Below are 24392 nucleotides of genomic sequence, written 5' to 3'. Positions count from 1 at the left end.
TCACGGAGCCGGGCGGGCCGTCCGCGCGCTCCCGGCACCGGGCGGCGTGCGGGGGAGCAGCCCGTCCGCGACGCGGAGCGCGTTGGCGGCGATGGTCAGGCCGGGGTTGACGGCCGCCGACGACGGGAACCACGAACTGTCGGCGATCCACAGGTTGGCCAGGTCGTGTGCCTTGCATCCGGGGTCGACGACGCTGGTGGCCGGGTCGGTGCCGGCGACCGCCGTACCGCACTGGTGCGAGGTGACGTCGATGCCCATGCGCCGCGCCGACACCAGCGGATAGCCGGCCCGGCGCATCATCCGGGCGGTCCTGCGCACCAGTTCGCGGTGCGGCGCGAGGTTGACCGGCCGCCACCCCACCCGGATCGCGCCGCTCGGGCCGACCGTGACGCGGTTGTCCGGGGCCGGCAGATCCTCACTGGTGAGGTAGAGGTCGACGCTGTGCCGGGTGAGGAAGTCCAGTACCGCGGTGGGGAGATGGGGGCGGAGGCCACGGGCGGTGACCGGCCCGAGCTTGCCGAGGGTCTGGACGTTGCCCAGCGGGCCGTGCGCGCCGTTGGCCAGGTACCAGTCGTTCAGGCCCAGGGTCTTCTGGAAGACCGTCCCGCTCGGGCGGCGGGGATCGACGGCGACGAGGAAGGTGCTGTTGTGCACCATGTAGTTCCGGCCGACCTGCCCGGAGGAGTTCGCCAGGCCCTCGGGCCGCCCGGTGCGGGAATGCAGCAGCAGCGCGGCGGTGTTGACCGCGCCGCAGGCCAGTACGTACCGGTCGGCGCGGATGCGCAGCTCCGTACCGTCGTGCCGGGCAGCGGCGAGGGTCACCCGCCGCCCCGGCGGATCGGTCCGCAGCCCGGTCACGGTGGTGCGGGTCAGCAGGGACACGTTCCCCGAGGCCAGCGCGGGCCGCAGCGCGCACACGTCGGCGTCGCTCTTGGCGTCCAGCAGGCACGGGAAGCCGTCGCAGGTGGCGCAGCGCACGCAGGCCCCGCCCGGGCGCAGGTCGATCCCGGTGGGCAGGTCGAAGGGGGCCAGGCCCTGCGCCCGCAGCGCGTCGGCCAGCGTGGCGACCGCCGGTTCGTGCGGCACGGCCGGGTACGGGAAGCCGGCAGAGCGCCAGGGCTCGGTGGGGTCCTGCCCGGCGGTGCCGTGCACTCGGTAGATCCGCTCGGCCTCGGCGTAGTACGGCTCCAGCTCCGCGTAGGAGAACGGCCAGGCCCGCGAGACGCCCTCGGGGTGCCGCACCGGGCCGAAGTCCGCCTCCCGGAACCGCGGCAGGGTCGCTCCGAAGACCTTGGTGTTGCCGCCGACGTAGTAGTGCACGCCCGGTTGGAAGCGCCGCCCGGTACCGGCGTCGTACCAGTGCTCGGCGTTGCGGTACCGCCGCTGGCTGAAGACCGCGTGCGGCGACCAGTTCGCCGCTTCCCGGGGAAGGAAGTCGCCGCGCTCGACGACGAGGACCCGGGCGCCGGAGTCGCGCAGCGCGTACGCCAGGGTGGCGCCGCCCATACCGGCCCCGATGACCGCGATGTCGCAGTCCACCTCGGGGCCGGAGGGCCGCAACAGCCCGGGCAGGTCCGGGTGGTGGCCGGTCGTCATCGGTGCCTCCTTAGCGGGCCCGCTGCCGGGGCCGTGAGGTGCCGGGTGGCGATCTCGTGCGCGAACGCCATGATCGTTCCCTGTGGGCTGATGCCGGTCGGGCCCGGCAGCACCGCCGCGTCGCAGACGTACAGATTGCGGAAGCCGTACGGGCGGCCGTCCGTGTCGCACACCCCGCCCCGCCCGGGCGGCCCCATCGGGCAGGACGCCATGGCGTGCACGGAGACCAGGTCCCAACTGCGCGGGTCGGACCAGCGGGCGAACTCCTCGGCGGCGCGCGGCGAGCCCAGCACCCCCGGCGCCGGCGGGTACAGCTCGACGGCACCGGCCCGGAACAGCAGCCGCGCGGCGCGCACCAGCGCGAACCGCAGCAGGTCCACGTCGTACGGGGTGAGGCGGTGGCGCAGCACCGTGCCCGCGCCGGGGAACCGGCCGACGCGTATCCGCCCCGTCATCCGGACCTGCACGGTGAAGACCGCCATCCGCGGCAGGTCGGACAGCGCCGCGTCGACCACCCCGGGGCCCTGGCGCGCGAGCGCCGCCGCCAGCGACCCGGGCGTGAGGTTGGCGGCCATGACATGGATGCCCAGCCCGCCGAACTCGCTCAGCTGGGCGGTGAAGATGGTGCCCCGCCCGGCGTGCACCGCGGAGCCGAAGCGCACCGGAAGCCGCAGATTGACGTGGAAGGCCATGGCGCGCCCGGCTGTCCTGCGGTGGATGCCGCTGCGCTGGAGGAGCACGGCGCTGCCGACGGCCCCGGCGGCGAGGAAGACCGTACGTGGGCGATACCGCACCGGCTCACCGTCGGGCCCCACGGCCCGTACAGCGCGCACCGTACCGCCGTCGTGGTCCAGCCGTACGGCCCGTACGCCCGGTTCGATCCGCGCGCCGTACCGCTCGGCCTCCGGGAGGTACGTCGTCGCCATCGTCTGCTTGGCGCCCGACGGGCAGCCGGTGGGGCAGCGGTTGCGGTGCGCGCAGCCCGGTGCGGCGCGCCGGGCGAGCGTCCAGCCCCAGCCCAGCGCGTCGGCCGCGGCGGCCAGCAGCCGGGAGTCCTCGTTGCCCGCGCCGTGCCGCTGGACGTCCACCGCCAGCCGCCGGGAGATCTCGTTCAGGTGCCCGGCCAGGTGGCGCAGGCGGTAGCCGTCGGTGCCGAGGCCGTCCGCCCAGCGGTCCAGCAGTCCGGCCGGCGGCTCCCACAGCAGGCCGCCGTTGACCACGGTGGTGCCGCCCACGCAGCGGCCCTCGCCGTACGGGATGACGGGGCTGCCGAAGACCGGGGTGAGCCCCGCGTTGCGGTACAGGCGGCGCAGGCTGTCGGCCGGTGCGGCGGCGGCGAGTTCGGCGGGGGACACCCGCGGGCCCTCTTCCAGTACGCGGGGGTGGCGGCCCGCCCTGGCCAGCTCCAGGGCCGCGACGGCCCCGCCCGCTCCGGAGCCGATCACCAGCGCTTCGCAGTCGACGGCACGTGGCGGCGTGCGGCGGCCGCTCATGACGGCGCTCCCGTCGGCACGGAGGGCGGTACGGGCGGTACGGAGGGTGGCACGGACGGAGGCACGGGCGACGGCGGTGCCGCGCCCGCCACGAGCCGGTCCGGCCGGCCGTCCAGCCCGCCGTACAGCGCCAGCGTCTCGACCGACCGCAGCAGCAGCGCGCACCCCGGCAACCGCGCCAGCCGCTCGCTCCCGCACACCAGCGCATCCGGCCCGGCCATGGTCACCCACCGGCCGGTGACCAGCAGGAACGCGAGCGGCAGAAGGCGCAGGGCGAGCCCGGCCGCGATCCGGTAGGCGCGGGGCTGGACCCGCAGGCTGCCGGTGACATGGGCGGCGGCGCGCTCCAGCGCCTCGGCCTCCCGCAGTACCGGATGACGCGCGGCCCACACCGCGGGCAGCCCGCTCGCCGACAGCGCCCGCTCCACAGTGCCCGGGGCCCTCATCGCCGGACCGCCTTGTCCTTGGCGAACGCCGCCAGCAGCCGGGGCGTGCCCTGGTCCAGCACGGCGTCCAGCGCTTCCAGGAACACCTCGACCTCCTTGTCCCCGGCCACCAGCGGCGGCGCGACGATCAGCGGCAGGCCGTGGTTGGAGCCGTAGAACGCCAGCACGTCGTGGTCCCGGTACAGCGCGGCGATCACGGCAGCGGTGATCAGCTTGAGCCGCAGCCGCGGGTCCCGCGCGAAGGAGCCGGGCAGCAGCCGCAGCACGCGGTCCAGCGCCGGATGACCGGCCCGCAGGAACACGCCGTGCAGCGCGCCCCGCCCGGCCGTGCCCGCGACCGGCCCCGGGTGCCGGGCGGCGATCCGGGCCAGGCCGGCGGCGAGCTGCTCGCCGATCCGCACGGCCCGACCCGGATAGTCGTCCTCGACCGCGATGGCCACCGCCTCCAGCGCCGTGACGGTCTCCTCCCCGAAGCCGTAGTACGTGGTGCTGTGCAGCGTCGCGTCGGCGAGGTTGTCGTACGCGGCCCGGAACAGCGCCTCGCGGGCGATGTAGCCGGAGATCGACGCCTTGCCGCCGCCGAAGGACTTGGAGGTGGTGAGCACGTCCGGGACCAGCCCCGGGTACCGCATGAAGTGGAACAGCGTCCCCGTCCGGCCCCAGCCGGTGTACACCTCGTCGAAGACGAGCACGATGTCCCGCTCGGTGCACAGCCGCCGCACCCCGCGCAGGAAATCCTCGGAGCACTCGCGCAGCGCCGAGGCGCTGAACGGCTCCAGCACCACCGCGTACACGTCGCTGCCGCCGTCGCCGGCGGTGTGCCGCTCCAGCGCGAGGACGAAGGAGTGCAGGTCGTCGTAGGCGAACGCGTCGGTGCCCGGCAGCCCGGGGAACGGGAAGTCCACCTCCGGTGACGCGGTGAGGCTGCCCGCGCCGAGCAGCTTGCCGTGGAAGGCGATGTCGGAGTGCAGCACCGTGCCGCGGCGGCCGCGGTGGTACTTGTACGCCAGCTTGACCGCGCCCTCGACCGCCTCGGCGCCGGAGTTCGGGAAGTAGCTGATGTTCAGGTCGCCGGGGAGCAGTTGCGCGAGGTTGTGGCCGAGCGCGGCGACGTAGGGGGAGAGGAAGTTCTTGTGCACCTCCATCGCCTGGCGTTCGGCGAAGCGGCGGCGCGCGGCGAGGATGCGCGGGTGGTTGTGCCCGTGGTTCAGCACGCCGATGCCGCCGGTGAAGTCCAGGATGCGCCGCCCGTCGCGCAGGGTGATCCAGCAGCCCTCGGCGCGTTCGGCCAGGTCGTGCCCGAAGCCGAAGGAGCCGATCAGTGACACCTGGCTGCGGCTGACGTAACGGCGGTACAAGCCGTGCACCTGACGCGGCGTCATGTGCAGGCAGTCCTCGGCGGTGAAGAGGTCGGTCATTCTGCCGCTCCCGTGGTGAGCGGGGCGGGGTGCGCGGGCCGGGCCCCGGCCCGGATGCGGTCGGCGATCAGCCGGCCGGCCCGCTGCCCGCCCCGGAGGGCGTAGTTGGTGCCCCGGTCCTCGGGGAAGACCTGGGCCATGCCGGCCAGATAGAGGCCCGGCAGGGGGCTCTCGGTGGCGGGGACGGTCCGCGAGTAGTACCGGGTGATCACCGGCTGGGCGTGTTCCGCGCGCCACACGTGCCACCCGCGCACCCACTCCTCCCGGAACGCGGGGAACATCCGGCGCAGGTGGAGCAGGCTGTAGCGGTAGACCTGGTCGTCCGGCATCCGGTACAGCCCGGTGCCGGCCGGCAGATACTTCGAGAGGTAGACCACGTGCCGTCCCCCGTAGTGCCACGCGGGGTCCAGGTTGGTGTGCTCGATGACGCCGACGTAGGGGAAACCGGGGTCGGTGACGTTGAGCCAGTAGGTGTCCGACAGCGGGCGGTCGTTCTCCAGTACCAGGCAGATGTTGGCCAGGTACGGGATCGCGGTGAGCTGTCGTCGGAGGCCGGGGACGGCGGGGTGGGCGCGCTCCTGGCCGGCGAGCAGGGCGGCGGCGGGCCCTGGCGCGGTCGTCACCAGCACCCGCCGGGCGGCGTACCGGACACCGCCCGCCTGTACGCCGATGACGCCCCGCGCGTCGGCCAGGACGTCCGTGACCGGGCAGGAGGTACGGACGCGCACGCCGAGCCGGGTCAGCTCCGGCAGCCAGGCGGCCAGCAGCGCGCCGCAGCCGCCGCGCAGGTAGTACAGCACCTCGTGGCCCGCGCGGCTGCGGCTGCCGCCGCGCAGATGCAACTTGGTCCACATCCAGGTCGCGCCGACCTGGGGCGCGTACTCCCCGAACTTGCCCTCCAGGAGCGGCCGCCAGACCCGGTCGTACACCCGGCGGCCCGCCAGCCGCACCAGCCACTCCTCGGCCGTCAGCGCCTCCAGCTCCCGCCAGTGCCGCACCCGCCCGGCCCGCAGCACCGACCGGCCGAGCCGGAGCCGGTCGGCGGGCGGCAGCGGCGCGAAGCGCAGCACGTCCAGCGGCGTGGACAGCCGGTGGATGCCGCCCGCGTGGTAGAAGCCGGTGCGGCCCTGGTGCCGCTCGACGAGGTGGCCGCAGCCCAGCTCCGCGCAGAGCCGGAAGATGTCCGTGTCGGAGGCGAACCAGTGGTGGTAGAAGCGCTCCAGCTGCCGCCCGCCGACCGGGAAGGTGCCCGCGAGGCCGCCCACCCGGTCCCCGGCCTCCAGGACCAGGCAGCGCAGCCCCGCCCGGCCCAGCTCGTGCGCCGCCCCGAGCCCGGTGAAGCCGGCGCCCACGACGATGACGTCCCAGTCGCCGCCGGGTGCCGTGCTCATTGCGCCGCCCGGTCCTGTGCGCTGCGGGCCACGGCCAGCGGTCGCACGGTGCCGTCCGGTACGCCGCCGGCCGCCTGGCCGGCGGGCTGCGGCGGGTGCCGCTCCAGCAGCACGTACGGCGGCCGGCCGCGCAGCTCGCGGTGGACCAGCCGCAGATACTCGCCGAGCAGCCCCAGGAGTACCGCCTCGCAGCCGAACGTCCAGGCGGCCAGCGGCAGTCGGTGACGGCGCACTGCCGCGGTCATGGCCGCGCCGCCCAGCCAGGTGAGGCCGATGACGGCCGGTACCCGGGCGGGCGCGGGGGAGCAGGACACCAGGCCGCGCCGCGAGAGGTCGGCCATCTTCCGCAGCGAGTACTTCGAGCGTCCCGCCGGGCGCGGCAGCCGGTCGTACGCCACGCTCGTCTCCGGGAACCCCGCCCAGCACACCGAGCCGCGCAAGTACGGCTCCCCTTCGGGGAGTCCGGTGAGCAGGTGGACCACGGCCCGGTCCAGCAGCCGGAAGTCGCCGGTGTCCAGGGCCACCGGCTGGTCGGCGAGCGCGGCCAGCAGCCGGTAGTAGACATGCGCGGTGATCACCTTGAAGCGGCTCTCCCCGGCCCGCGAGGTGCGCCGTGCCGACACCACCGACCAGCCCGCCCGCCACCGTTCGACCAGCTCCGGGATCAGCTCGGGCGGGTCCTGGAGGTCGGCGTCCATGGTGACCACCGCGTCCCCGGCAGCGGCCCGCAGCCCGGCCAGTATCGCCTGCTGGTGGCCGAAATTCCGGGTCAGCCGGACGAGCCGGACCGCCGGGTCGCCGCCGGTGAGGGAGGCCAGCGTGCGCCAGGTGCCGTCCCGGCTGCCGTCGTCGACGTAGACCACCTCGTGCGCGCAGTCCGGGAGGCGGCGCAGCACGGCGGTGAGCCGCCGGTGCGTCCGCTCCAGCACCGCCTCCTCGTCGTAGCACGGCACCACCACGCTGATCAGCGGGATCGAGGGCATGTCGTCTCCTCACGTCGGGCGGGGCCCCGGCCGGTTCGAGGGCGGCTGCGGCCCGTACTGCGTCAGCCCAGCACCTCGTCGGCCGTGGCCCGGAAGCGCTCGGCGGCCGCGGCGATCTCGTCGGGGCCGCTGAACACGGTGACGCCCGCGTCGGCGCCCAGGTAGGTGTCCGACAGGCCCACGGTGAGGGCCACCGCGCGGCTCAGGACGTCGTCGGTGCGGGGGAGGGCGCCGGGGCGGAAGTCCTGGCGGCGCCAGGCCGGTTCCGGGCGCCGGGACGGGCAGGGCCCGGTGTCGCCGGCGGCCAGGGCGCGCAGCTCCGGCAGCCCGCCGTAGTAGTGCTTGGGCGAGTGCAGCAGCGTCTTCGTGCCCAGCCGCTTCGCCACGGCCTCGGCCGCAGCCCGCTCCTCGAAGACGTGGACCAGGACGGTCGCGCAGTCCCCGGCGGCGTCGTGCGACGGACGGCGGACGAAGCCGTCCCGTACGGGGATGAGGTCGGCCAGCGCGTCCCGCTGCGCCCGGGTGCGGGCGAGGACGCCGTCCAGCCGGGCCAGCTGGGCGCGGGCGACCGCCGCCGTCAGCTCGGTCATCCGCAGGTTCAGCCCCAGCATCCGGTCGCCGGGCCCCTCCTCCGCGCGGTACGGGAACCAGCCGTGGTCGTGGTAGCCGTAGGCCCGCTGGAAGGTGCGCTCGTCGGCGGCCAGCAGGAACCCACCGTCGCAGGCCGTGACCACCTTGAACATATTGAGCGAGAACGCCCCGGCCCGGCCGAAGCTGCCCAGCGGCCTGCCGCGGTAGGTACCGCCGCACGCCTGCGCCGCGTCCTCCAGCACCACCAGCCCGTGCTCCTCGGCGATCTCCATCAGCGCGGCCATGTCGCAGGGGGCGCCCAGCATGTGAAGGGGCATCAGTGCCTTCGTGTGCGGCGTGATGCGGGCCCGGACGTCGGCCGGGTCCAGGGTCAGCGTCTCGTCGATCTCCGCCACGACGGGCGTGGCCCCGCAGTGCACGATGGCGGCGACCGAGGCGACGTACAGGTACCCGGGGACGATGACCTCGTCGCCCGGGCCGATGCCCAGCGCCGCCAGCGCCGTCATGAGGGCCGACGTGCCGCTGTTGACGGACAGGCAGTACGGGCTCGCCAGGCGGCGCGCGGCCTCCTCCTCGAACAGCCGGGTCTGGGTGAGGTCGCCGAGGGGGTAGGAGTGCGCCGCGGTCGTGCGGGACCACGTGTTCAGCACCTGCTGGACGTTCGCGCGTTCCTCGTCCCCGAAGAAGGCGTAGCCGGGACCGGGCATGGGCGGGCTCCTCAGGTCGGCGGGTGACAACCGCTGGTCGCGGGCGGGGAGTTCAGAAGACGACGGGGCAGTACGGTGCCGGGTCGTGCCGGAAGGCGGCAGCGGCGGCGCGCACCGCGCCGGGGCGCAGCTCCGCCACCCGGCCGGCCCGCGCGAGCTGCACGAGGGAGCCGCCGCCCAGCAGGACGGCGCCCAACTCCCGTGCGGTGAGCGCCAGATCGGCGTTCGCGCGGGTCCGGACGCAGTCGGCCCCCGTGGTGCCCGTGATGAGCCGCCACCGGCCCTCGTTCCACGGGCAGAGCGGGTCCGTCACCTCCAGGACGACCTCCGTCTCGTTGGCGTAGCCGCGCCCGGACAGCGCGCGGTCGACGTCGACGGCCCTGGCGTAGAGCTGGTCGCGCACGGTCGGTGCCGCGCTGCGGGGGTCCGCGAGCAGGGCCAGTACCGGGTCGTCGACCGGGCGGGCGTCGGCGACGACCGTGCCGCCGAGGTCCACGTCCAGCAGCGCACGCCACAGGAAGGCGTAGGCGGCCGGGTCGCACGCGCTCAACTCCTGTACGGAGACGGTGTACCGGGGGTAGGAGTGGGTCCAGCCGGCGGTGAGCCGGTAGAGGGCGTAGCCGCGTACGCCCGCGCCGTCCACCGCGAGCATGCACAGCAGGCGTCCGGCGCCGCCGCGGTCGGCGGGCGGGTCGGCGAGGGCGCGGCGCAGCCAGGCGCCCTCGCGGCGCAGCGTTCCGGGGCGCTCGGCCAGGCAGGCGCGGCAGACCGCGGCGATGGCGGCCTCGGCCTCGGCGGGCGAGGTGACCTCCAGGGTGAGCGGCGGGCCGTCGTCGGCCGGGCCCTCGGCCAGCGCACGGGCCTCCAGCGGAATGGTGAGGCCGACGGCCTGGCTGGCGGCCCCGAAGCCGAAGCGGCCGTAGAGCGCCGGCTCGGTGGAGTTGAGGACCGCGACCGGCTCGGCCCGCGTGGTGTGCAGGTCGGCGAGGACCCGCAGGATCATGTCGCGCATCAGGCCGCGCCGGCGGTGCGCGGGGGAGACGGCCACGTAGCCGATGCCGAACACGGGGCGCGGGCCGGTGCCCGGCAGCGTCATGTCCAAGGAGTAGCCGGCCAGCGTGGCGCAGGGCCGGCCCGCGGCGCACGCGAGCAGCGAGCGCTTGGGCTCCAGCAACTCGGCGACGGCCGCGCGGTGTTCCGGTGAATGGTCGTATCCGCCGTAGGCGAGTCCCACCACCTCGGTGAAATCGGACCAGTCGTCGGGAGCGCGGAAGTCGTAATCCGGTGACAGCGGTTCCGGTGACTGCGGTTCCGGAAGGAATGGTGAGGAAGAATGCACGGGACACCTCCGACCGATTCCGGCTGATGCCCGAGTGGGCAGCACATCAGGAAAAGGATTCAGTCGGCGCGTATGACGGACAGGCCGCACTGCCCGCAGTCGAGGTCATTTCCGCCGGGGCGGACGCCGCCTTGCGGAAAGGACCGTCGCGAGGCCCGGATCGCGATCTCCTCATGCGCCGATGAATCGAGTCGGGGCCGCCAGAGGCTGTTCTCCACAGTCTTGATACGGCCCTGAACTGTCAACCCCCGCAGCCGCCCGGGATTCAGCGGGCCGGTCACCCGTAGCTGCCGGTCAACGCCCTTTCCGGCCATCCCGCGCAAGCCCGGTACGCCGCGTTTCGTATCCGGCCATTCTCACCGGAATCTCCGCGACCGGCCGGGAAATCCGCGCAGACTCGGTGCGGCGGCCGATACGGATCGGCTGTTATGGACATGACGTGAGTGACGGGAGCCGATATGACCAACGGCAAGCTCGTTTCCGGCAAAACGGTGCCCGGCAAGGGGTGGGAGCCCTACCCCGACCGCAACGGAAACGGCGTGTACCTCGACGTCGACACCTCGGAGGGGAAATTCTCCGGCACCCCCGCGTACATCGCGGCCCTCACCGGTGACGACCGGATGTGGATGACCACCGGCGGCAACACGGTCTACAAGGCCACCCCCACCGGCTTCCGCATTTATGTGCGCCGCGTGGACCGGCAGCCGATCGACCCCGAGTACGCCGCCAAGAACGGCTGGCACATCGCCTGGATCGCGGCCGAGATCTGAGCCGCCGCGGCGGTGCGCAGCGCCCTCTTCCGTGCGCGCCGGCCCCCGCGGCACCCGCCGCGGGGGCCGGTCCTCACGAGCGGCCGGTGTCGCCGCCGAGGACGTACAGCTCGGGGAGGTTGACCACGATCGCCTCCTGTGTGGAGCGGGCGATGACGACGACCGCCTCGTCGTCCGGGCTCGGGTTCTCCTCGCGGTGCGGGACGTAGGGCGGTACGAAGATGTAGTCGCCAGGGGACGTGCGGATGCGGACCTCCTCGGGCGTGCCGCCGGAGTCGTCGAGGAAGACGAACTCCGGGTGGCCCTTCACCACATGGATGGCCGTCTCCGAGGCGCCGTGGTGGTGGTTGGCGGAGGCGGTGCCCGGCGCCACGTGCGTCTGGCCCATCCAGATCCGCTCGGAGCCGACCGTGCCGCCGCTGATCGCCGCGAACCGCCGCATCCCGCCGCTCTGCGCGGTGTCGCCGTCCAGCGCGTCGGCCCGTACGTGATGCAGCCGCGCCCGCAGCGGGGTCACCCCCTCGCCGCCGTCGTCCTCGCGGGGCGGAAGGTCGGGGTGGAAGGGGTCGGGCGGGGTGGGCGCGGACATGAATCTCCTCTGCTCGGCGGGCGTCTCCGTACTCCGTTCGGCGCTGCCCTGACCTGCCGCACGGGCAGAGCGGGCAGACGCTGGAAGAGGGTAGCGAAACGACGAGCCGAGGACGCCATGACCGACAGACCGACCTTTGCCTACGTCACCTACATCGAGAGCACGCCGGAGAAGGTCTGGCACGCGCTGACCGACCCCGAGCTGACGGCCGCGTACTGGGGCCACAGCAACGTCTCCGACTGGGAGACCGGCTCCCCCTGGGAGCACCAGCGGACGGACGGCTCCGGCATCGCCGACGTCGTCGGGCTGGTCGTCGAGAGCGCCCCGCCGCGGCGGCTGGTCACCACGTGGGCCGAGCCGGGCGAGGAACCGGCCGGCGGACCGTCGAAGGTCACCTTCGGCATCGAGCCGTACGGCGGGATCGTCCGGCTCACCGTGACCCACGAGAACCTGGCCGACGAGGCCGAGCGCGCGGCCGCGGCCGGCGGCTGGGCGGCGGTCCTGTCCAACCTCAAGACCCTGCTGGAGACCGGCAGCCCACTGCCCGAAGAGCCCTGGCACATGCCCGTTTCCTGACCACCGGCCCCCTGGCGCGGCACCCCGGTGTACCCACCAGTCACCTGTAATGATTGGGTAAAGGGCAAAGACCAGGTAAAGGAGATCGCGTGGGGGCCGCGCCGCGGCGCGCGCCGGCGCGGCATCCGGGGAGGACACGATGGGGACGCGACGCACTTCGCTGCCGGGCGTCGGCACGCGGTACGACTTCACCACGCACGCCGGACAGCACCTGTCCGTGGTGGTGCACCACGACGGACGCCGCTTCATCGGCTTCTACGCCGCCGACGACCCCGATACCTGCCAGTCCTCGGTCCCCTTGGAACGGGAGGAGGCGACGGCCCTCGCGCACCTCATCGACCCGGCGCCACTGGACGCCGTCCGCACCGACGGCATCGACCTGGTCACCGAGCACATCCAGATAGGCAGCCGCTCCCCGTACGGCGGCCGGCTGCTCGGCGACACCGGGGCCCGCACCCGCACCGGCGCGTCCATCGTCGCGGTGCTGCGCCGCACGAGCGCCCACCCGTCGCCGGGCCCCGACTTCCGTTTCGCCATCGGCGACACCCTCGTCGCGGTCGGCACCCGTGAGGGCGTCGACGCCCTCGCCGCGATCATCGCCGGAGGCTGACCATGCACGAGACCACCGCACTGCTCGTGGAGTTCGGCGCCGTCATCCTCGCGCTCGGCCTCCTCGGCCGGCTGGCCGGGAGAGTCGGCCTCTCGCCCATACCCCTGTACCTCCTCGCCGGGCTCGCCTTCGGGCACGGCGGGCTGCTGCCGCTCAACGCCAGCGAGGAGTTCGTCGGCGTCGGCGCCGAGATCGGCGTCATCCTGCTGCTGCTCCTGCTCGGCCTCGAATACAGCGCCTCCGAGCTGGTCACCAGCCTCAAGACCCAATACCCCTCCGGGGCCGTCGACTTCCTGCTGAACGCGATACCCGGCGCGGTCGCCGCGCTGCTGCTGGGCTGGGGCCCGGTCGCCGCCGTCGCGCTCGCCGGCGTCACCTGGATCTCCTCCTCCGGCGTCATCGCCAAGGTCCTCACCGACCTCGGCCGGCTCGGCAACCGCGAGACCCCCGTCATCCTCGGCGTCCTCGTCCTCGAAGACCTCTCCATGGCGGTCTACCTGCCGCTGCTGACCGCCCTGCTGGCCGGCGTCGGACTCGCCGGTGGCAGCGTCACGCTGCTCATCGCCCTCGGCGCCGTCGGCCTCGTCCTCTACCTCGCGCTCCGGCACGGCCGGCTGATCAGCCGCTGGGTCTCCTCGGACAACCCCGAGATGCTGCTCCTGGTCGTCCTCGGGCTGACCGTGCTCGTCGCGGGCATCGCGCAGGAGCTCCAGGTCTCCGCCGCCGTCGGCGCGTTCCTCGTCGGCATCGCGCTGTCCGGCGAGGTCGCCGAGGGCGCGCGCAAGCTCCTCACGCCGCTGCGCGACCTCTTCGCCGCGATCTTCTTCGTCTTCTTCGGCCTGTCCACCGACCCGACCGCCATCCCGCCGGTACTGCTCCCGGCGCTGCTGCTCGCCGTCGTCACCGCCGTGACCAAGATCCTGACGGGCTGGTACGCGGCCCGACGCGCCGGCATCGGACCGAACGGGCGGCTGCGCGCGGGCGGCGCGCTCGTGGCGCGCGGCGAGTTCTCCATCGTCATCGCCGGGCTCACCACGGCCGTCGAGCCGCGCATCGGCCCGATCGCCACCGCGTACGTCCTGATCATGGTCATCCTCGGCCCGCTGACCGCACGCTGGGCGGCACCGGCGGTCAACCGCGCCCGGACCGGCCTGCTGCCGCTCTTCGGGATCACCTCCAGAAAGCCCGCGCCGCCCGCCCCGTCCGAAGCGCCCGCCGCCACGGAAGAGGCCCCGGCGGCCCCCGCGCCCCGCGAGGACGCGCATGCCCTGCCGCCACACGGGTAACCGAAGCGTCGTACAGACCAACTCCCACAGGTCCACCTGAAGCGAGGGGTCTTCATGGCGCGGTCACCGCGACCACTTCGGCGCAGCAATGCCAGGAAGAAGAAGCGCGGCCGACCGGCGCCGGGCGGCGGGGCACCACTCCCGCCGCCCGTGCGGGCGTTGGTGATGCTGCTGGCGTTCGCCGTCATGGTGGCCTTCGGCGCCGTACTGGCCCGGCTCACCCTCCAGCCGTCGGCGGCCTCCGAGGCGCTCACGCACACCAATCTGCGGCCCGGCGACTCCCTCCGCGACTACCTCGCGCAGCCCGCGTTCGTCGACACCGTCAAGCAGCTCGGCGGGAACATCCTGCTCGGTGTGCCCTTCGGGCTGCTGCTGCCGGTCGTGGCGCCCAGGGCGCGCGGACTGCTGCGGGTGGTCGTGGTGACCGCGCTGGTGATGCTGCTGGTCGAGCTGGTGCAAGGAGCCCTGGTCACCGGGCGCGCCTTCGACATCGACGATGTCATCCTGAACACCACGGGCGCGCTGCTCGGCTACGTCCTGCTGGGCCGCCGCCTCGGCCGCGCCGTCCACCCCAGGCGCCGCCACTGGTGGCAGCGGCCGGCCCGCACCACGTAACGCTCAGCCCCCGGCGAGCAGCCGTCCCGCGTCCGGTACGACGGGATCCAGGCCCAGTTCGGTGAGGATGCGGTACGTGGTGGCGGTGGCAGCCGAGAGCACCGGCAGCCCCGCCTCGTCCTCGACCGGCTGGATCGCCGGCAGCGACGGCATCTGCACGCACGCCGAGAGGACCAGCGCGTCGGCCCGGCCGAGGTCCAGCTTCCGCCAGTGGTCGCGCAGGTCGTCCGGGTCGAGCCGGGCGACTGCGAGGTTGTCCGGGACCTCCAGGCTGAGGGCGTCGACCACCTCCACGCCCGCGTCCTCGATGTAGTCGACGACCAGCCGGGTCAGGTCCTTCATGTACGGGGTGAGGATCGCGACCCGGCGGGCGCCCAGCGCCGCGATGCCGTCGAGCAGCGCACCGGCGCTGGAGACCACCGGAGCCTGCGCGCCCTGGCCGCGCAGCGCCTTCGTGATCTCGGCCTCGGCCGTGCAGTGGTGGCCCGGACCCTGCGCCATGATCGCGACCAGACAGGCCGTGGCGACGACGTCGGGGCGGGCGTCGGCGAGTTCGAGCGCGGCCCGCTCGGTCTGCGCGTTCATGCCGCGCAGCTGCTCGGGCGTGACGTGCTGCATCCGCATCCGGCTGCTGTGGAAGACGAAGCGGTCGCCCGGCCGCTCCTGTTCCCGGGCCCGCAGCATGCGCGGCAGCTCGGTCTCCATCGTCAGGTTCGAGCTCGGCACGATCATGCCGATGTGGTGGTCCGTCACGGGTCTCTCCAGTGGGGTCAGGACTCCCTGGCCAGGCCCTCCCAGTGGTCGGCCATGGATGTCAGCAGGTGCATGAGGTCCGCGCGCCGCTCGGCGTCGTACGGCCCGAGGAGCCGTTCGTCCAGGGCGCGCGCCCGGTCGTTGGCGTCGTGGAGGGTCCGCTCGCCCTCCTCGGTCAGGTAGAGCAGCTTGCGGCGGCCGTCATCGGCGGCGGTGCGGCGGACGATCAGGCCGCGGTTCTCCAGCCGCCGGGCCACGTCCGCCATCGTGGAGGTGTCCAGGGCCACGGCCGAGGCCATCGATCTCTGGTCGCGGCCCGGTGCCGCGTCCACGGCGGTCAGCACCGCGAACTGCGGTCCGGTGAGCGTGGGGTCCACGGCCCGCACCCAGACCGCGAGATACGCCTGGTAGAGACGGCGTACTTGGTAGCCGGGCGCTGCGGTGAGGGCCGTGGGGACCTTGGGAATTTCGGACGAAGGTGCTACAGAAGCGGTGTCGTCAGCCATGGGCCAACTCAATCACGGTGGATTGCCGGGGCGGCGGCGGACCAGCAGGTCACGGCAGCACGGCGGTGAGTGCCGAGCGCAGGGCCGCGAGCGCCGCCGGCGGGTTGTCCCAGAAGATCATGTGGCCGGCGTCCGGGATCGCGGTGAAGGCCGCGGAGGGCAGTGCGGCGGCGGCCTCGGCGGCCCCCGCGGCCGTGACCACCGGGCTGTCCGCGCCGTACAGCAGCGCCGTCGGCCCCGGCACGGAAGGCCACCAGTCGAAGAAGTCCTCCGTCTCGAAGCCGCGGTGCGTGGCCACGATCGCCGCCCGCTCGCAGCTGCTCAGCCAGCGGGCCCGCAGCTCCTGCTCCCGGCGCGGCCAGCGCGGCCAGGAGGCCGCGACTTCGTCGGCGTCGGTGCCGCGCACGGCCTGCGCGAGCTGCCCGAGGAACGCGTCCAGCGTGGTCGGGTACGGGCCCCGCCCCGGACCGCTCATCGGCGGGTCGGCGAGCACTGTACCGCCGAGGGGCACCTTGCCGCGCACCGCGGCGACCGCGGCGATCCGCGCGCCCATCGAGTGCCCGAAGAGCACCGGGCGCTCCAGCCCGAGCCCGGTCACCACGGCCTCGGTGTCCTCGGCGTACTCCTCCAGGGTGTACGTGCCGCCGCCGTCCGACAGCCCGCGCCCTCGCACGTCCACCACCAACGGCCGTGCCAGATCGGTGAGTTCGCGTGCGACGAAGTCCATGGTGACGGCCGGGCTGGTGATGCCGGGCAGGATCACCACGGGGACGCCGGGACCGCCGTAGTCGAGTACGTGCAGCCGGGCGGCGCCGGAGCGTACCCAGCGGCTGGTGGCGGGAATGTCGGCGAGGTCCGCCGACGCGGCCTGGCTGATCGACCGCCGGTCCTGTGCGTGCTGCGGCATGTCGTGCTGCGGCATGGGGAGTTCCTTGAGATAGTCGACCGCTTCGGCGAGTCCGATGACGTCGCCGTACTTCGCCTGGATGTCGAAGAGGTTCGCTTCGTGCGGTCCGGGCGCGCGGTCGCCCACGCACTCGCGCGGTACGAGGACGGGGAAGCCGGACTGCACGGCGTCCACCGCGGTGGCGCGTACGCAGCCACTCGTTGTCGCGCCGCAGATCAGGACCGTGTCGCAGCCCAGGCCGGTCAGCGTGGCGGCGAGCGAGGTGCCGAAGAACGCCGACGCGCCCTTCTTCACGACGAGATGGTCCTCGGGGCGGCGCGGCAGCCGGGGATCGATCGCGACGGCCTCGCTGCCTTCGTGCAGGGCGCGCATCCCCTGTGCCTTCTGCAGCCAGGTGATGCCGTCACCGGCCGCCTCTGCGGGGGTGTACGCGATGGCGGTGAACACGACCGGGACCCCGGCGGCCCGGCCGGCCTCGATCAATTCCCTTGTCGCGCCCACGACTTCGGTCAGATCGGCGCCGGAGGGGAAGGAGTCCTCGGTGAAGCCGCGGGTGAGGTCGACGACCACGATCGCGGGGCGGCTGCCGCGGCGCACGGGGGCGCCGAAGCCGGCCCGGTCGTAGGTGCGGTCGGTGGCCGTTCCGTACTGGCTCGCGCTCATGCCCGCCTCGCCGCCTTCAGCTCGCGGCGCAGCCCGGCCATCCGGCCGAGCAGCCAGCCCTCGAACAGCCCGAAGGCGAAGGCGGCGGCCACCGGGCCGTACTTGGCGAGCGCGGGCCCGCCGAGCATCGCCAGGCCGTCCAGCTCGGGGGCCGGGGCGGCGGCCGCGGTGACCGGAGTGCCGGCGGCAGCAGGCATCGCCGACGGACCCGCCGCCGGCACCCGCTCCTGATCCAGCAGACTCCCCAGATTCTGCGCGAACTGCTGCAGGATCCGGTCCGAGACCGCGCCGATCGCGCCCTTCCCGAACTGCGCGATCTTCCCGCGGATGACCAGGTCCGTGTCCAGCCGCAGCAGCGCGCCCTCCGGCGCCTCCGCCACCACCAGCGTGACCTCGGCCTCGGCGTCACCGCTGCCGTGCGTGTCGGCGCCGCGCGCCTGCACCCGCAGCCGCCGCTCCCCGGCATCGGCCTCCAGGAACCGTACGGTCCCCGCGTACGCCGCCGTGACCGGGCCGACCCGGACCGTCACCCTGCCCTGCCAGGCGTCCCCGTCCTGCCCCGTGAGCGTGCCGCCCGGCATGCAGGACGCGACCCGCTCGACATCGTTGAGCAGCGCGAACACCTGGTCCGGCGGGGCCTTCACGGGGACCGTGTTGGTCAGCTGCATCAGTTCTCCTTCCCGGCGCGCCGACGGGCCGCCGCACAGCCGTCGATGGCCTCGACGATGGTCTGGTAGCCGGTGCACCGGCACAGGTTGGCCGCGACCACCTCGCGGATCTCCTCCTTGCTCGCGTCCGGCCGCTCGGCGAGGAACCCCTCGGCGAGCATCAGGAACCCGGGCGTGCAGAAGCCGCACTGGAGCCCGTGGTGTGCGCTGAACGCTTGCTGCAGATCGCTGAGTTCACACTCGTCGGTGCCCTGTGAAAGGGACTCGACGGTACGGATTCGCGCCCCCTCCGCCTGTGCCGCGAACATCAGGCAGGCCCGTACGGGACGGTCGTCGACCAGCACCGTGCAGGCGCCGCAGATCCCGTGTTCGCATCCGACATGCGTGCCTGTCAGCCGCAGATCGTGCCGGAGTACGTCCACGAGGGTGCGCCGGGACTCGGCGAGCACCTCGTGCTCCTCACCGTTGACATCAAGTGTCATCAACTGCAGATCAGTCGCTGCATCGGTCATCGGGCGCGCTCCAGGGTCCGCTGCCGCCGCAGTGCGTCGTGCACCGCCTCCGGCGTGATCGGGGTGTGGTCCAGCTCGACGCCGGTGGTGCGCAGGGCGTCGTTGACGGCGTTCAGCACGGCGGCCGGGGCGCCGATCGTGCCGCCCTCGCCGGCGCCCTTCGCGCCGGTCTCGGTGAACGCGCACGGCGTCTCCAGATGGTGGATCGCCACCTCGGGGATCTCGTGCGCGGTGGGCACCTTGTAGTCCATGAAGCCGGTCGCGGACGGCTCGCCCTGCGCGTCGTACGTCACCTGCTCGAACAGCGCGCCCGCGATGCCCTGCGCGATGCCGCCCCGGCACTGGCCCTCCACCACCTGCGGGTTGATGGCCACGCCGCAGTCCTCGACGCAGACGTACCGCAGGATCTCCACCTGCCCGGTGCCTTCGTGCAGCTCCACCACGCAGGCGTGGGTGGCGTTGGAGAACGTGCCGTCGTTGAAGACATCGAACGCGGCGGTGCCGGTCAGCCCCGGTGCGATGTCCTTCGGCAGCAGATGCGCCTTGAGGTACGCGATCTCGGCCAGCTGCTCGTACGTGAGCGTCACGGAAGGCGCGTCGCGGCGGCGGACCAGCCCCTCGCCGCACTCCGTCTCCTCCGGGGCGACGCCCCAGCGGGCCGCGGCGATCCGGCGCAGCTTGGCCCCCAGCTCGGCGGCGGCGAGCCGGACCGCGCTGCCGCCGACGGCGATCGAGCGGCTGGCGAAGGTGCCCCAGCCGTAGGTGATCCGGTCGGTGTCGCCCTGGTGCAGCTTCACCTTCGCGAGCGGCAGCCCCAGCTCGTCGGCGACGATCTGCGCCATGGTCGTCTCATGGCTCTGGCCGTGGCTCATCGTGCCGGTGGTGACCGTGACCGCGCCGCTGGTGTCCATCCGGACCTCGGAGAGATCGAAGCCGGGGACCACCTCCATCTTGCGCTGCGCGAAGGCGGTGGAGCCGTAGCCGGTGCGCTCGCTGAAGCAGGAGTACCCGATGCCCAGGTGGCGCCCCTCGGCGGCGGCCGTCGCCCGCTTCTCGTACCAGCCCTCCGCCCGCACCGCCCGCTCGCACAGGTCCAGCGACTCGCGGTAGGAGCCCGGGTCGTAGGTGATGCCGTTGACGCCCGTGTACGGGAAGTCGGTGATGACGTTGCGGCGGCGGATCTCGACCGGGTCCAGGCCCAGTTCGCGCGCGGCCCGCTCGAAGAGCCGCTCGATCACCATCACGTACTGCGGCCGGCTCACGCCCCGGTACGGCGCGGTCGGCGCCTTGTTGGTGGTGACCGCCCGGCCGCGCACCCGGTACGCGGGCACCTTGTACACGCCCGGCATCTCGGCCGACGCCATCAGCGGCTCGATGCCCGCGGTGAACGGGTAGCAGGAGTACGCGCCCATGTCGCACACCACCTCCGCGTCCAGCCCCAGGATGCGGCCCTCGGCGTCGAACGCGGCCCGCACGTCGTAGTGCTGCTCGCGGGCGAGGAACGACGCGGTCAGCGCGTCCTTGCGGTCCTCGATCCACTTGACCGGCCGGCGCAGCCGCAGCGCGGCAGCGGCGGCGGCGATCTCCTCGCGGCCGACGACGCACTTCAGGCCGAAGCCGCCGCCCATGTCCGGCACCCGCACCCGTACGGCCCGCTCGTCCAGCCCCAGGCAGCGCGCGGCGACGGTGCGCACCTGGTGCGGTACCTGCGTACAGGTCTCCAGTACGAGCTGTTCCTCGCGGTCGTCCCAGTGCGCCACCGTGCCGCGGGTCTCCAGCGGCAGTGCGTTCTGGCGTCCCGTCCGGGAGTCGACGTGCACCACGCACGGCGCGGCCGCGAAGACCGCGTCGATGCCTTCCGAGGCGAAGAGGGAGACGTCGACGAGGGTGTTGCGCGGCGCGTCGTCGTGGAGGAGCGGCGCACCGGGCGCGAGCGCATCGTCCTCGCAGGTCACCGGGGGCAGCGGCGCATAGCTCACCTTGGCCGCCTCCAGGCCGTCCTCGGCGGCGTACGCGTCCCGGGCGACGACGATGGCGAGGGGCTCGCCGACGTACCGGACCCGGTCCCGGGCGAGCACCGGCATGGCCGTGGGGACGAATTCGGTGAGCGGGCGGTCCAGCCGGGCCGTGATGTCGGCCAGCTCCAGGTCCTCGGCGGTGAACGCCGCGACCACGCCCGGTACGTGGCGCACCGCGCTCAGGTCGACGGCGGTGACCTCGGCGTGCGCGACGGTGCTGCGGACGAACTGCGCGTGCAGCATCCCCGGCAGCGCGATGTCGTCGACGAACCGGCCGCGGCCGGAGAGCAGCCGTGGGTCCTCGCGGCGGGCGACCGATTGGCCGACCAGCCGGTCCTCCGTACGGGGTGTCACGGTGACATCGCCTCCTCGCAGGCGCGCTCGACAAGGGTGCGGATGAGGTGCCGGCGGTATGCCGGGCTGCCGTTGGCGTCGCCGGGCGGATCGCTCGCGTCGGCCGCGGCGGCCGCGCACTCGGCGAAGGTGCCGCCACCGGCCAGCACGGCTTCCGCCGCCGGAATCCGTACCGGCGCGGGGGCCACGCCGCCCAGCGCCACCCGCCCACCGCGTACCGCCCCGTCCTCGACGTCGAGGTCCACGGCGGCCGCCACGATCGCGAAGTCCCCTTGGCGCTCGGCGAATTCGGTGAGCGCGGCGTGCGGCGCGGGCCGCGGGAAGACGACCTCGACGAGGAGTTCGCCGGGGTCCAGCGCGGTGGTGTAGTACCCGAAGAAGAAGTCCTCGGCGCGGATACGGCGTTGCCCGTGCGGGCCCTCGGCCACCAGCTCGGCGCCGAGCGCGACGGCCAGCAGGCACCACTCGGCGGTGGCGTCGGCGTGCGCGAGGCTGCCGCCGACCGTGCCGCGGGTCCGGATCGGCAGATGCCCGATCCAGCGCATGGCCCGGCGCAGCACGCCGAACCCCGGCTCCAGGACGCCCGGCGGGGCGGTCTCCACGGTGTGGTGCGTGGTCAGCGCCCCGATGCGCAGGCCGCCGTCGGCGTCCGTGTGCAGGTGGTCGAGGGCGCGCAGACCGCCGATGTCGACCAGGTGGGCGGGCCGGGCCAGCCGGTAGTTCATCATCGCGACCAGGCTCTGGCCGCCGGCGATGACCTTCGCCTCGTCGCCGAGCTCGGCCAGCAGCCGGGTGGCGTCCTCGGCACTGCGCGCCCGGTGGTAGCGGAAGGGGGCGGGTTTCATGGTCCTCCTCTCGGTACGGTGAGCGGTCAGGGAGTGTGCTCGGGTGCGGGCTGCGGCGCGTCCGCCGGGGCGTCCGGGTCCGTGCCGTCCAGCGCCCGGCCCTTCGTCTCGGGCGCCGCGACCGCCATCCAGCCGACGGCGAGCAGTACCGCCAGGCCGAGTACCGCGAACGTCAGCGGCAGCCCGAGCACCGGCCACAGCACCGAGCCGAACAGCAGCGGCGCGAATCCCGTGAGCACCCGGCTGACGGACGAGGCCCAGCCGAAGCCGCTCGCCCGCAGCCGCGTCGGGTAGAGCTCGGCGACGTAGGCGTACATCGCGGGGATGGTCAGCTGCATCAGGAAGCCGAAGGCGCCGATGGCCACGACCGACCCGGTCGGCATCTTCAGCACCAGCGCGAAGACCACCAGCGCCAGGGAAGCGATCGGCGCCGAGACGCCGATCAGCCACTTGCGGCCGACCAGGTCCACCAGCGCGGTGGAGACCAGCACGCCGACGATGCCGACGCCGCTCATCAGTGTGGTGTTCATGAACGCCGCCGTGTCGCCGAGGCCCTCCTCCTTGAGGATGGAGGGCAGCCAGCTCAGCGCCGCGTAGTAGACGAGCATGACGGTCGCGAAGAGCAGCCAGGCGGCGGAGGTGATCCGCGGGCTGAACTTCCAGAGTCCGACGAGCTGTTCGACCGCGGCCCGCGGGCCCCGCGTCCGCTCCTCGACCACCGGATCCGGGATCACGTACGGCTCGACGGGCGCCCCGGTGCGCGCCACCAGGTCGTCGATGACGGCTCGCGCCTCCGCCTCGCGGCCCTTCCGCGTGAGGTAGACCGGCGACTCGGGCACGCCGCGGCGCACCCAGAAGAGCAGCAGCGCGGGCAGGCTCATCGTGGCGAGCATCCACCGCCAGTTGTCGTCCAGCGTCAGCATCGCCGTCGACACCAGGCCGCACAGTGTCACGCCCACCGGCCACCACGCGTCCAGCGCGGTGAGCACCCGCCCCCGGTACTTCCGCGGCGAGAACTCGCCCACCAGCGCGTAGTCGACCGGGATGCAGCCGCCGAGCCCGACGCCTGCCAGGAAGCGCAGGGCCAGGAAGACCGGGTAGGCCGGGGCGAGCGCGCCGAGCACCGAGAACACCGCGAAGATCAGCAGAGTGACACTGAACGCCTTCTTGCGGCCGATGCGGTCCGCGACCGCGCCCCACGCCACCGCACCGACGGCCATGCCGACCAGGTTGGCGGTGGCGACCAGGCCGCGGGCGCCGAGCGAGAGGTCGAAGTGCGCGCCGACCAGCGGCATCAGGAAGCCGTTGAGCGCGATGTCGTACGCGTCGAAGAGGTAGCCGAGGCCGCCGATGAGGAAGATCCGGCCCTGGACTCCCCATCTCCAGGGGAGGTCCTGGACGATCTGATCGCCTGTCTTCATGGTCGCTCCAAGGGACAGCCGGGTGGGTCAGCGGGCGAACTGGTAGGAGAAGGCGACGGCGTCGGGGTCGTGGAGCGGGGTGCCGCCCCACAGCCACTCGTAGGACAGGTCGGACTCGCCCTCGAAGCGCCGGAGCTTCTCGTCCCGGGCGCGCTGCTCGGGCCCGTCGGGGAAGTGGTAGAAGGTCTTGTTCTGCAGCGAGGCGTCCTGCACCATCCCCGCGTGCTTGGCCCGCCGGGAGACATAGCGCCGCAGCGCCGCCTCGACGTCACCGGTGTGCACACCGCCCAGCTCCTCCGCGAGCACCGCCGCGTCCTCCATCGCCTGCGAGGCGCCCTGCGCCTGGTACGGGAGCATGGCGTGGCAGGAGTCGCCCAGCAGCGCGACGCGGCCGTCCATCCAGACCGGGTCCCGGCGCCGGTGGTAGAGCGCGAAGCAGCTGACGTCCTCCTTGGCCTTGGAGAGCATCGCGGGCACCCGGTCGTCCCACCCGGGGAAGGCATCCACCAGGTCCTGCGTGGTCGCGGCGACGGTCCACTTCTCGGCGACCTCGTCCGTGCAAGGCACACACGCGACGATGTTGAGGAACTCCCCGCGCCGGATCATGTAGTGGACCAGATGCCGGTCCGGGCCGTACCAGATGGTGCTCTGGTACCGGTCGACCAGCCAGCGGGTGGCGGGGTCGGCCGCGATCAGGTCGCCGGGGATCAGCGCCCGGAAGGCCATCTCGCCGGAGAACTCCAGCGTGTCGGCCGCGCCCATCAGGTCGCGCACCCGGCTGCGGATGCCGTCGGCGCCGATCAGCACGTCCCCGGCGTACCGGCGGCCGTCGTCGGTCACGGCCACCGGCCGGGCGGGGTCGGACCGGTCCAGCTCCGCGACCCGGCTGGAGGTGTGCACCTCCACGGCCGGCCCGGGACCCGCCGGGTCGAGGCACGCCTCCATGATCACGCGGTGCAGGTCGGCCCGGTGGTAGTGCCAGTAGGGGGCGTTGTACCGGTCCTTGCAGTGCTGCCCCAGCGACGTGAGGCCGATGATGCTGCCGTCCTGCCAGCGCCGCCTGACCTGGTCCAGCGGCTCGGTGTGGATGGCCGCCAGCTGCCGGCGCAGGCCGAGCCCGAGCAGGACCCGGCTGGCGTTGGGCGCGGTCTGGATACCCGCGCCGACCTCGCCCAGCTGCGCCGCCTGCTCCAGGACGGTGACCCGCAGGCCCTGATGACGCAGGGCCAGCGCGGCGGTCATGCCGCCGAGACCGCCGCCGACGATGGTGACTTGGTACGACTGGCTGGGCGCCACTGTTCCTCCAAGGCGTTGTCGGGATACGAAGGGCGGGGC

At 73.6% G+C, this 24392-nt stretch carries 22 protein-coding genes and 2 pseudogenes; 5 read left to right on the top strand and 19 right to left on the bottom strand.

Annotation, left to right across the window (positions count from 1 at the left end; genetic code table 11):
* From ACZ4MH_RS01580 to ACZ4MH_RS01545, 8 genes are all read right to left on the bottom strand, one after another.
* Positions 1–1596 carry a GMC family oxidoreductase gene (locus tag ACZ4MH_RS01580; protein ID WP_351587180.1) on the bottom strand — a complete coding sequence of 532 codons (1596 nt, stop codon included), beginning with the start codon at positions 1594–1596 and terminating at the stop codon, positions 1–3.
* Positions 1593–3089: a GMC family oxidoreductase N-terminal domain-containing protein gene (locus tag ACZ4MH_RS01575; RefSeq protein ID WP_351587178.1), complete on the bottom strand. Its 1497-nt coding sequence runs from the start codon at positions 3087–3089 to the stop codon at positions 1593–1595. The genes ACZ4MH_RS01580 and ACZ4MH_RS01575 overlap by 4 nt, the downstream gene beginning before the upstream one ends.
* The gene (locus ACZ4MH_RS01570) at positions 3086–3535 is read right to left on the bottom strand and encodes a hypothetical protein (protein ID WP_351587176.1); all 450 of its coding nucleotides are present in this window, start codon (positions 3533–3535) and stop codon (positions 3086–3088) included. Before ACZ4MH_RS01570 ends, ACZ4MH_RS01575 begins: the two co-directional genes overlap by 4 nt.
* Positions 3532–4953, bottom strand: coding sequence for an aspartate aminotransferase family protein (locus ACZ4MH_RS01565; protein WP_351587174.1), 1422 nt, complete (start codon positions 4951–4953; stop codon positions 3532–3534). The genes ACZ4MH_RS01570 and ACZ4MH_RS01565 overlap by 4 nt, the downstream gene beginning before the upstream one ends.
* Complete coding sequence (locus ACZ4MH_RS01560; protein ID WP_351587172.1) at positions 4950–6344, bottom strand: NAD(P)/FAD-dependent oxidoreductase; 1395 nt, start codon at positions 6342–6344, stop codon at positions 4950–4952. Before ACZ4MH_RS01560 ends, ACZ4MH_RS01565 begins: the two co-directional genes overlap by 4 nt.
* On the bottom strand, positions 6341–7327 hold the full coding sequence (locus ACZ4MH_RS01555; protein WP_351587170.1) for a glycosyltransferase family 2 protein: 987 nt from the start codon (positions 7325–7327) through the stop codon (positions 6341–6343). Before ACZ4MH_RS01555 ends, ACZ4MH_RS01560 begins: the two co-directional genes overlap by 4 nt.
* Before the next feature lie 62 nt (positions 7328–7389).
* Positions 7390–8625 carry a DegT/DnrJ/EryC1/StrS family aminotransferase gene (locus ACZ4MH_RS01550; RefSeq protein WP_351587168.1) on the bottom strand — a complete coding sequence of 412 codons (1236 nt, stop codon included), beginning with the start codon at positions 8623–8625 and terminating at the stop codon, positions 7390–7392.
* A 52-nt stretch (positions 8626–8677) separates the two neighbouring features.
* On the bottom strand, positions 8678–9964 hold the full coding sequence (locus tag ACZ4MH_RS01545) for a GNAT family N-acetyltransferase (RefSeq protein ID WP_351587166.1): 1287 nt from the start codon (positions 9962–9964) through the stop codon (positions 8678–8680).
* Between the two features lie 458 nt (positions 9965–10422).
* Between ACZ4MH_RS01545 and ACZ4MH_RS01540 the strand changes: the two genes are divergently transcribed.
* Positions 10423–10734 (top strand): hypothetical protein, encoded by a 312-nt coding sequence (locus tag ACZ4MH_RS01540; RefSeq protein WP_351587164.1) that lies wholly within the window; start codon positions 10423–10425, stop codon positions 10732–10734.
* A 73-nt stretch (positions 10735–10807) separates the two neighbouring features.
* Here the strand turns inward: ACZ4MH_RS01540 and ACZ4MH_RS01535 are convergent, their stop codons facing one another.
* On the bottom strand, positions 10808–11323 hold the full coding sequence (locus ACZ4MH_RS01535; protein WP_351587162.1) for a cupin domain-containing protein: 516 nt from the start codon (positions 11321–11323) through the stop codon (positions 10808–10810).
* A gap of 117 nt (positions 11324–11440) precedes the next feature.
* Between ACZ4MH_RS01535 and ACZ4MH_RS01530 the strand changes: the two genes are divergently transcribed.
* The 4 genes from ACZ4MH_RS01530 to ACZ4MH_RS01515 all read left to right on the top strand — a co-directional run bounded on the left by ACZ4MH_RS01530 (position 11441) and on the right by ACZ4MH_RS01515 (position 14410).
* Entirely contained in the window at positions 11441–11899 is a 459-nt protein-coding gene (locus ACZ4MH_RS01530; protein WP_351587160.1) for an SRPBCC family protein, read from the top strand.
* A 139-nt stretch (positions 11900–12038) separates the two neighbouring features.
* Positions 12039–12509, top strand: coding sequence for a cation:proton antiporter regulatory subunit (locus ACZ4MH_RS01525; protein WP_030261727.1), 471 nt, complete (start codon positions 12039–12041; stop codon positions 12507–12509).
* 2 nt (positions 12510–12511) lie between these two features.
* The gene (locus ACZ4MH_RS01520) at positions 12512–13795 is read left to right on the top strand and encodes a cation:proton antiporter (RefSeq protein ID WP_351587157.1); all 1284 of its coding nucleotides are present in this window, start codon (positions 12512–12514) and stop codon (positions 13793–13795) included.
* 54 nt (positions 13796–13849) lie between these two features.
* Entirely contained in the window at positions 13850–14410 is a 561-nt protein-coding gene (locus tag ACZ4MH_RS01515) for a VanZ family protein (RefSeq protein WP_351587155.1), read from the top strand.
* 3 nt (positions 14411–14413) lie between these two features.
* Here ACZ4MH_RS01515 and ACZ4MH_RS01510 read toward each other — a convergent pair whose 3' ends face one another.
* The 10 genes and pseudogenes from ACZ4MH_RS01510 to ACZ4MH_RS01465 form a co-directional block, all read right to left on the bottom strand.
* Entirely contained in the window at positions 14414–15163 is a 750-nt protein-coding gene (locus ACZ4MH_RS01510) for a maleate cis-trans isomerase family protein (protein WP_351587153.1), read from the bottom strand.
* Between the two features lie 17 nt (positions 15164–15180).
* On the bottom strand, positions 15181–15669 hold the full coding sequence (locus ACZ4MH_RS01505; RefSeq protein ID WP_351587151.1) for a MarR family winged helix-turn-helix transcriptional regulator: 489 nt from the start codon (positions 15667–15669) through the stop codon (positions 15181–15183).
* Between the two features lie 49 nt (positions 15670–15718).
* Positions 15719–16426, bottom strand: a pseudogene (locus tag ACZ4MH_RS01500) (alpha/beta fold hydrolase); the annotation flags it as partial.
* Between the two features lie 165 nt (positions 16427–16591).
* Positions 16592–17239 (bottom strand): annotated as a pseudogene (locus ACZ4MH_RS01495) (isochorismatase family protein); the annotation flags it as partial.
* The gene (locus ACZ4MH_RS01490) at positions 17236–17907 is read right to left on the bottom strand and encodes an SRPBCC family protein (protein ID WP_351587149.1); all 672 of its coding nucleotides are present in this window, start codon (positions 17905–17907) and stop codon (positions 17236–17238) included. The pseudogene ACZ4MH_RS01495 and the gene ACZ4MH_RS01490, both read right to left, overlap by 4 nt.
* A complete protein-coding gene (locus ACZ4MH_RS01485) occupies positions 17907–18419 on the bottom strand; it encodes a (2Fe-2S)-binding protein (RefSeq protein WP_351587147.1) in 513 nt (170 codons plus the stop codon). Before ACZ4MH_RS01485 ends, ACZ4MH_RS01490 begins: the two co-directional genes overlap by 1 nt.
* Positions 18416–20791, bottom strand: a complete 2376-nt coding sequence (locus ACZ4MH_RS01480) for a xanthine dehydrogenase family protein molybdopterin-binding subunit (protein ID WP_351587145.1) — start codon at positions 20789–20791, stop codon at positions 18416–18418. The genes ACZ4MH_RS01485 and ACZ4MH_RS01480 overlap by 4 nt, the downstream gene beginning before the upstream one ends.
* Positions 20788–21636, bottom strand: coding sequence for an FAD binding domain-containing protein (locus ACZ4MH_RS01475; RefSeq protein WP_351587143.1), 849 nt, complete (start codon positions 21634–21636; stop codon positions 20788–20790). Before ACZ4MH_RS01475 ends, ACZ4MH_RS01480 begins: the two co-directional genes overlap by 4 nt.
* A gap of 26 nt (positions 21637–21662) precedes the next feature.
* A complete protein-coding gene (locus ACZ4MH_RS01470; RefSeq protein ID WP_351587141.1) occupies positions 21663–23057 on the bottom strand; it encodes an MFS transporter in 1395 nt (464 codons plus the stop codon).
* 27 nt (positions 23058–23084) lie between these two features.
* Positions 23085–24353, bottom strand: a complete 1269-nt coding sequence (locus ACZ4MH_RS01465; RefSeq protein ID WP_351587139.1) for an FAD-dependent monooxygenase — start codon at positions 24351–24353, stop codon at positions 23085–23087.
* Positions 24354–24392: the final 39 nt, after the last annotated feature.

The organism is Streptomyces sp. NPDC026301 (genome assembly GCF_055567935.1).
Note: the sequence above shows the minus strand (reverse complement) of the source record. Positions and strands in the feature narration are given on the sequence as shown.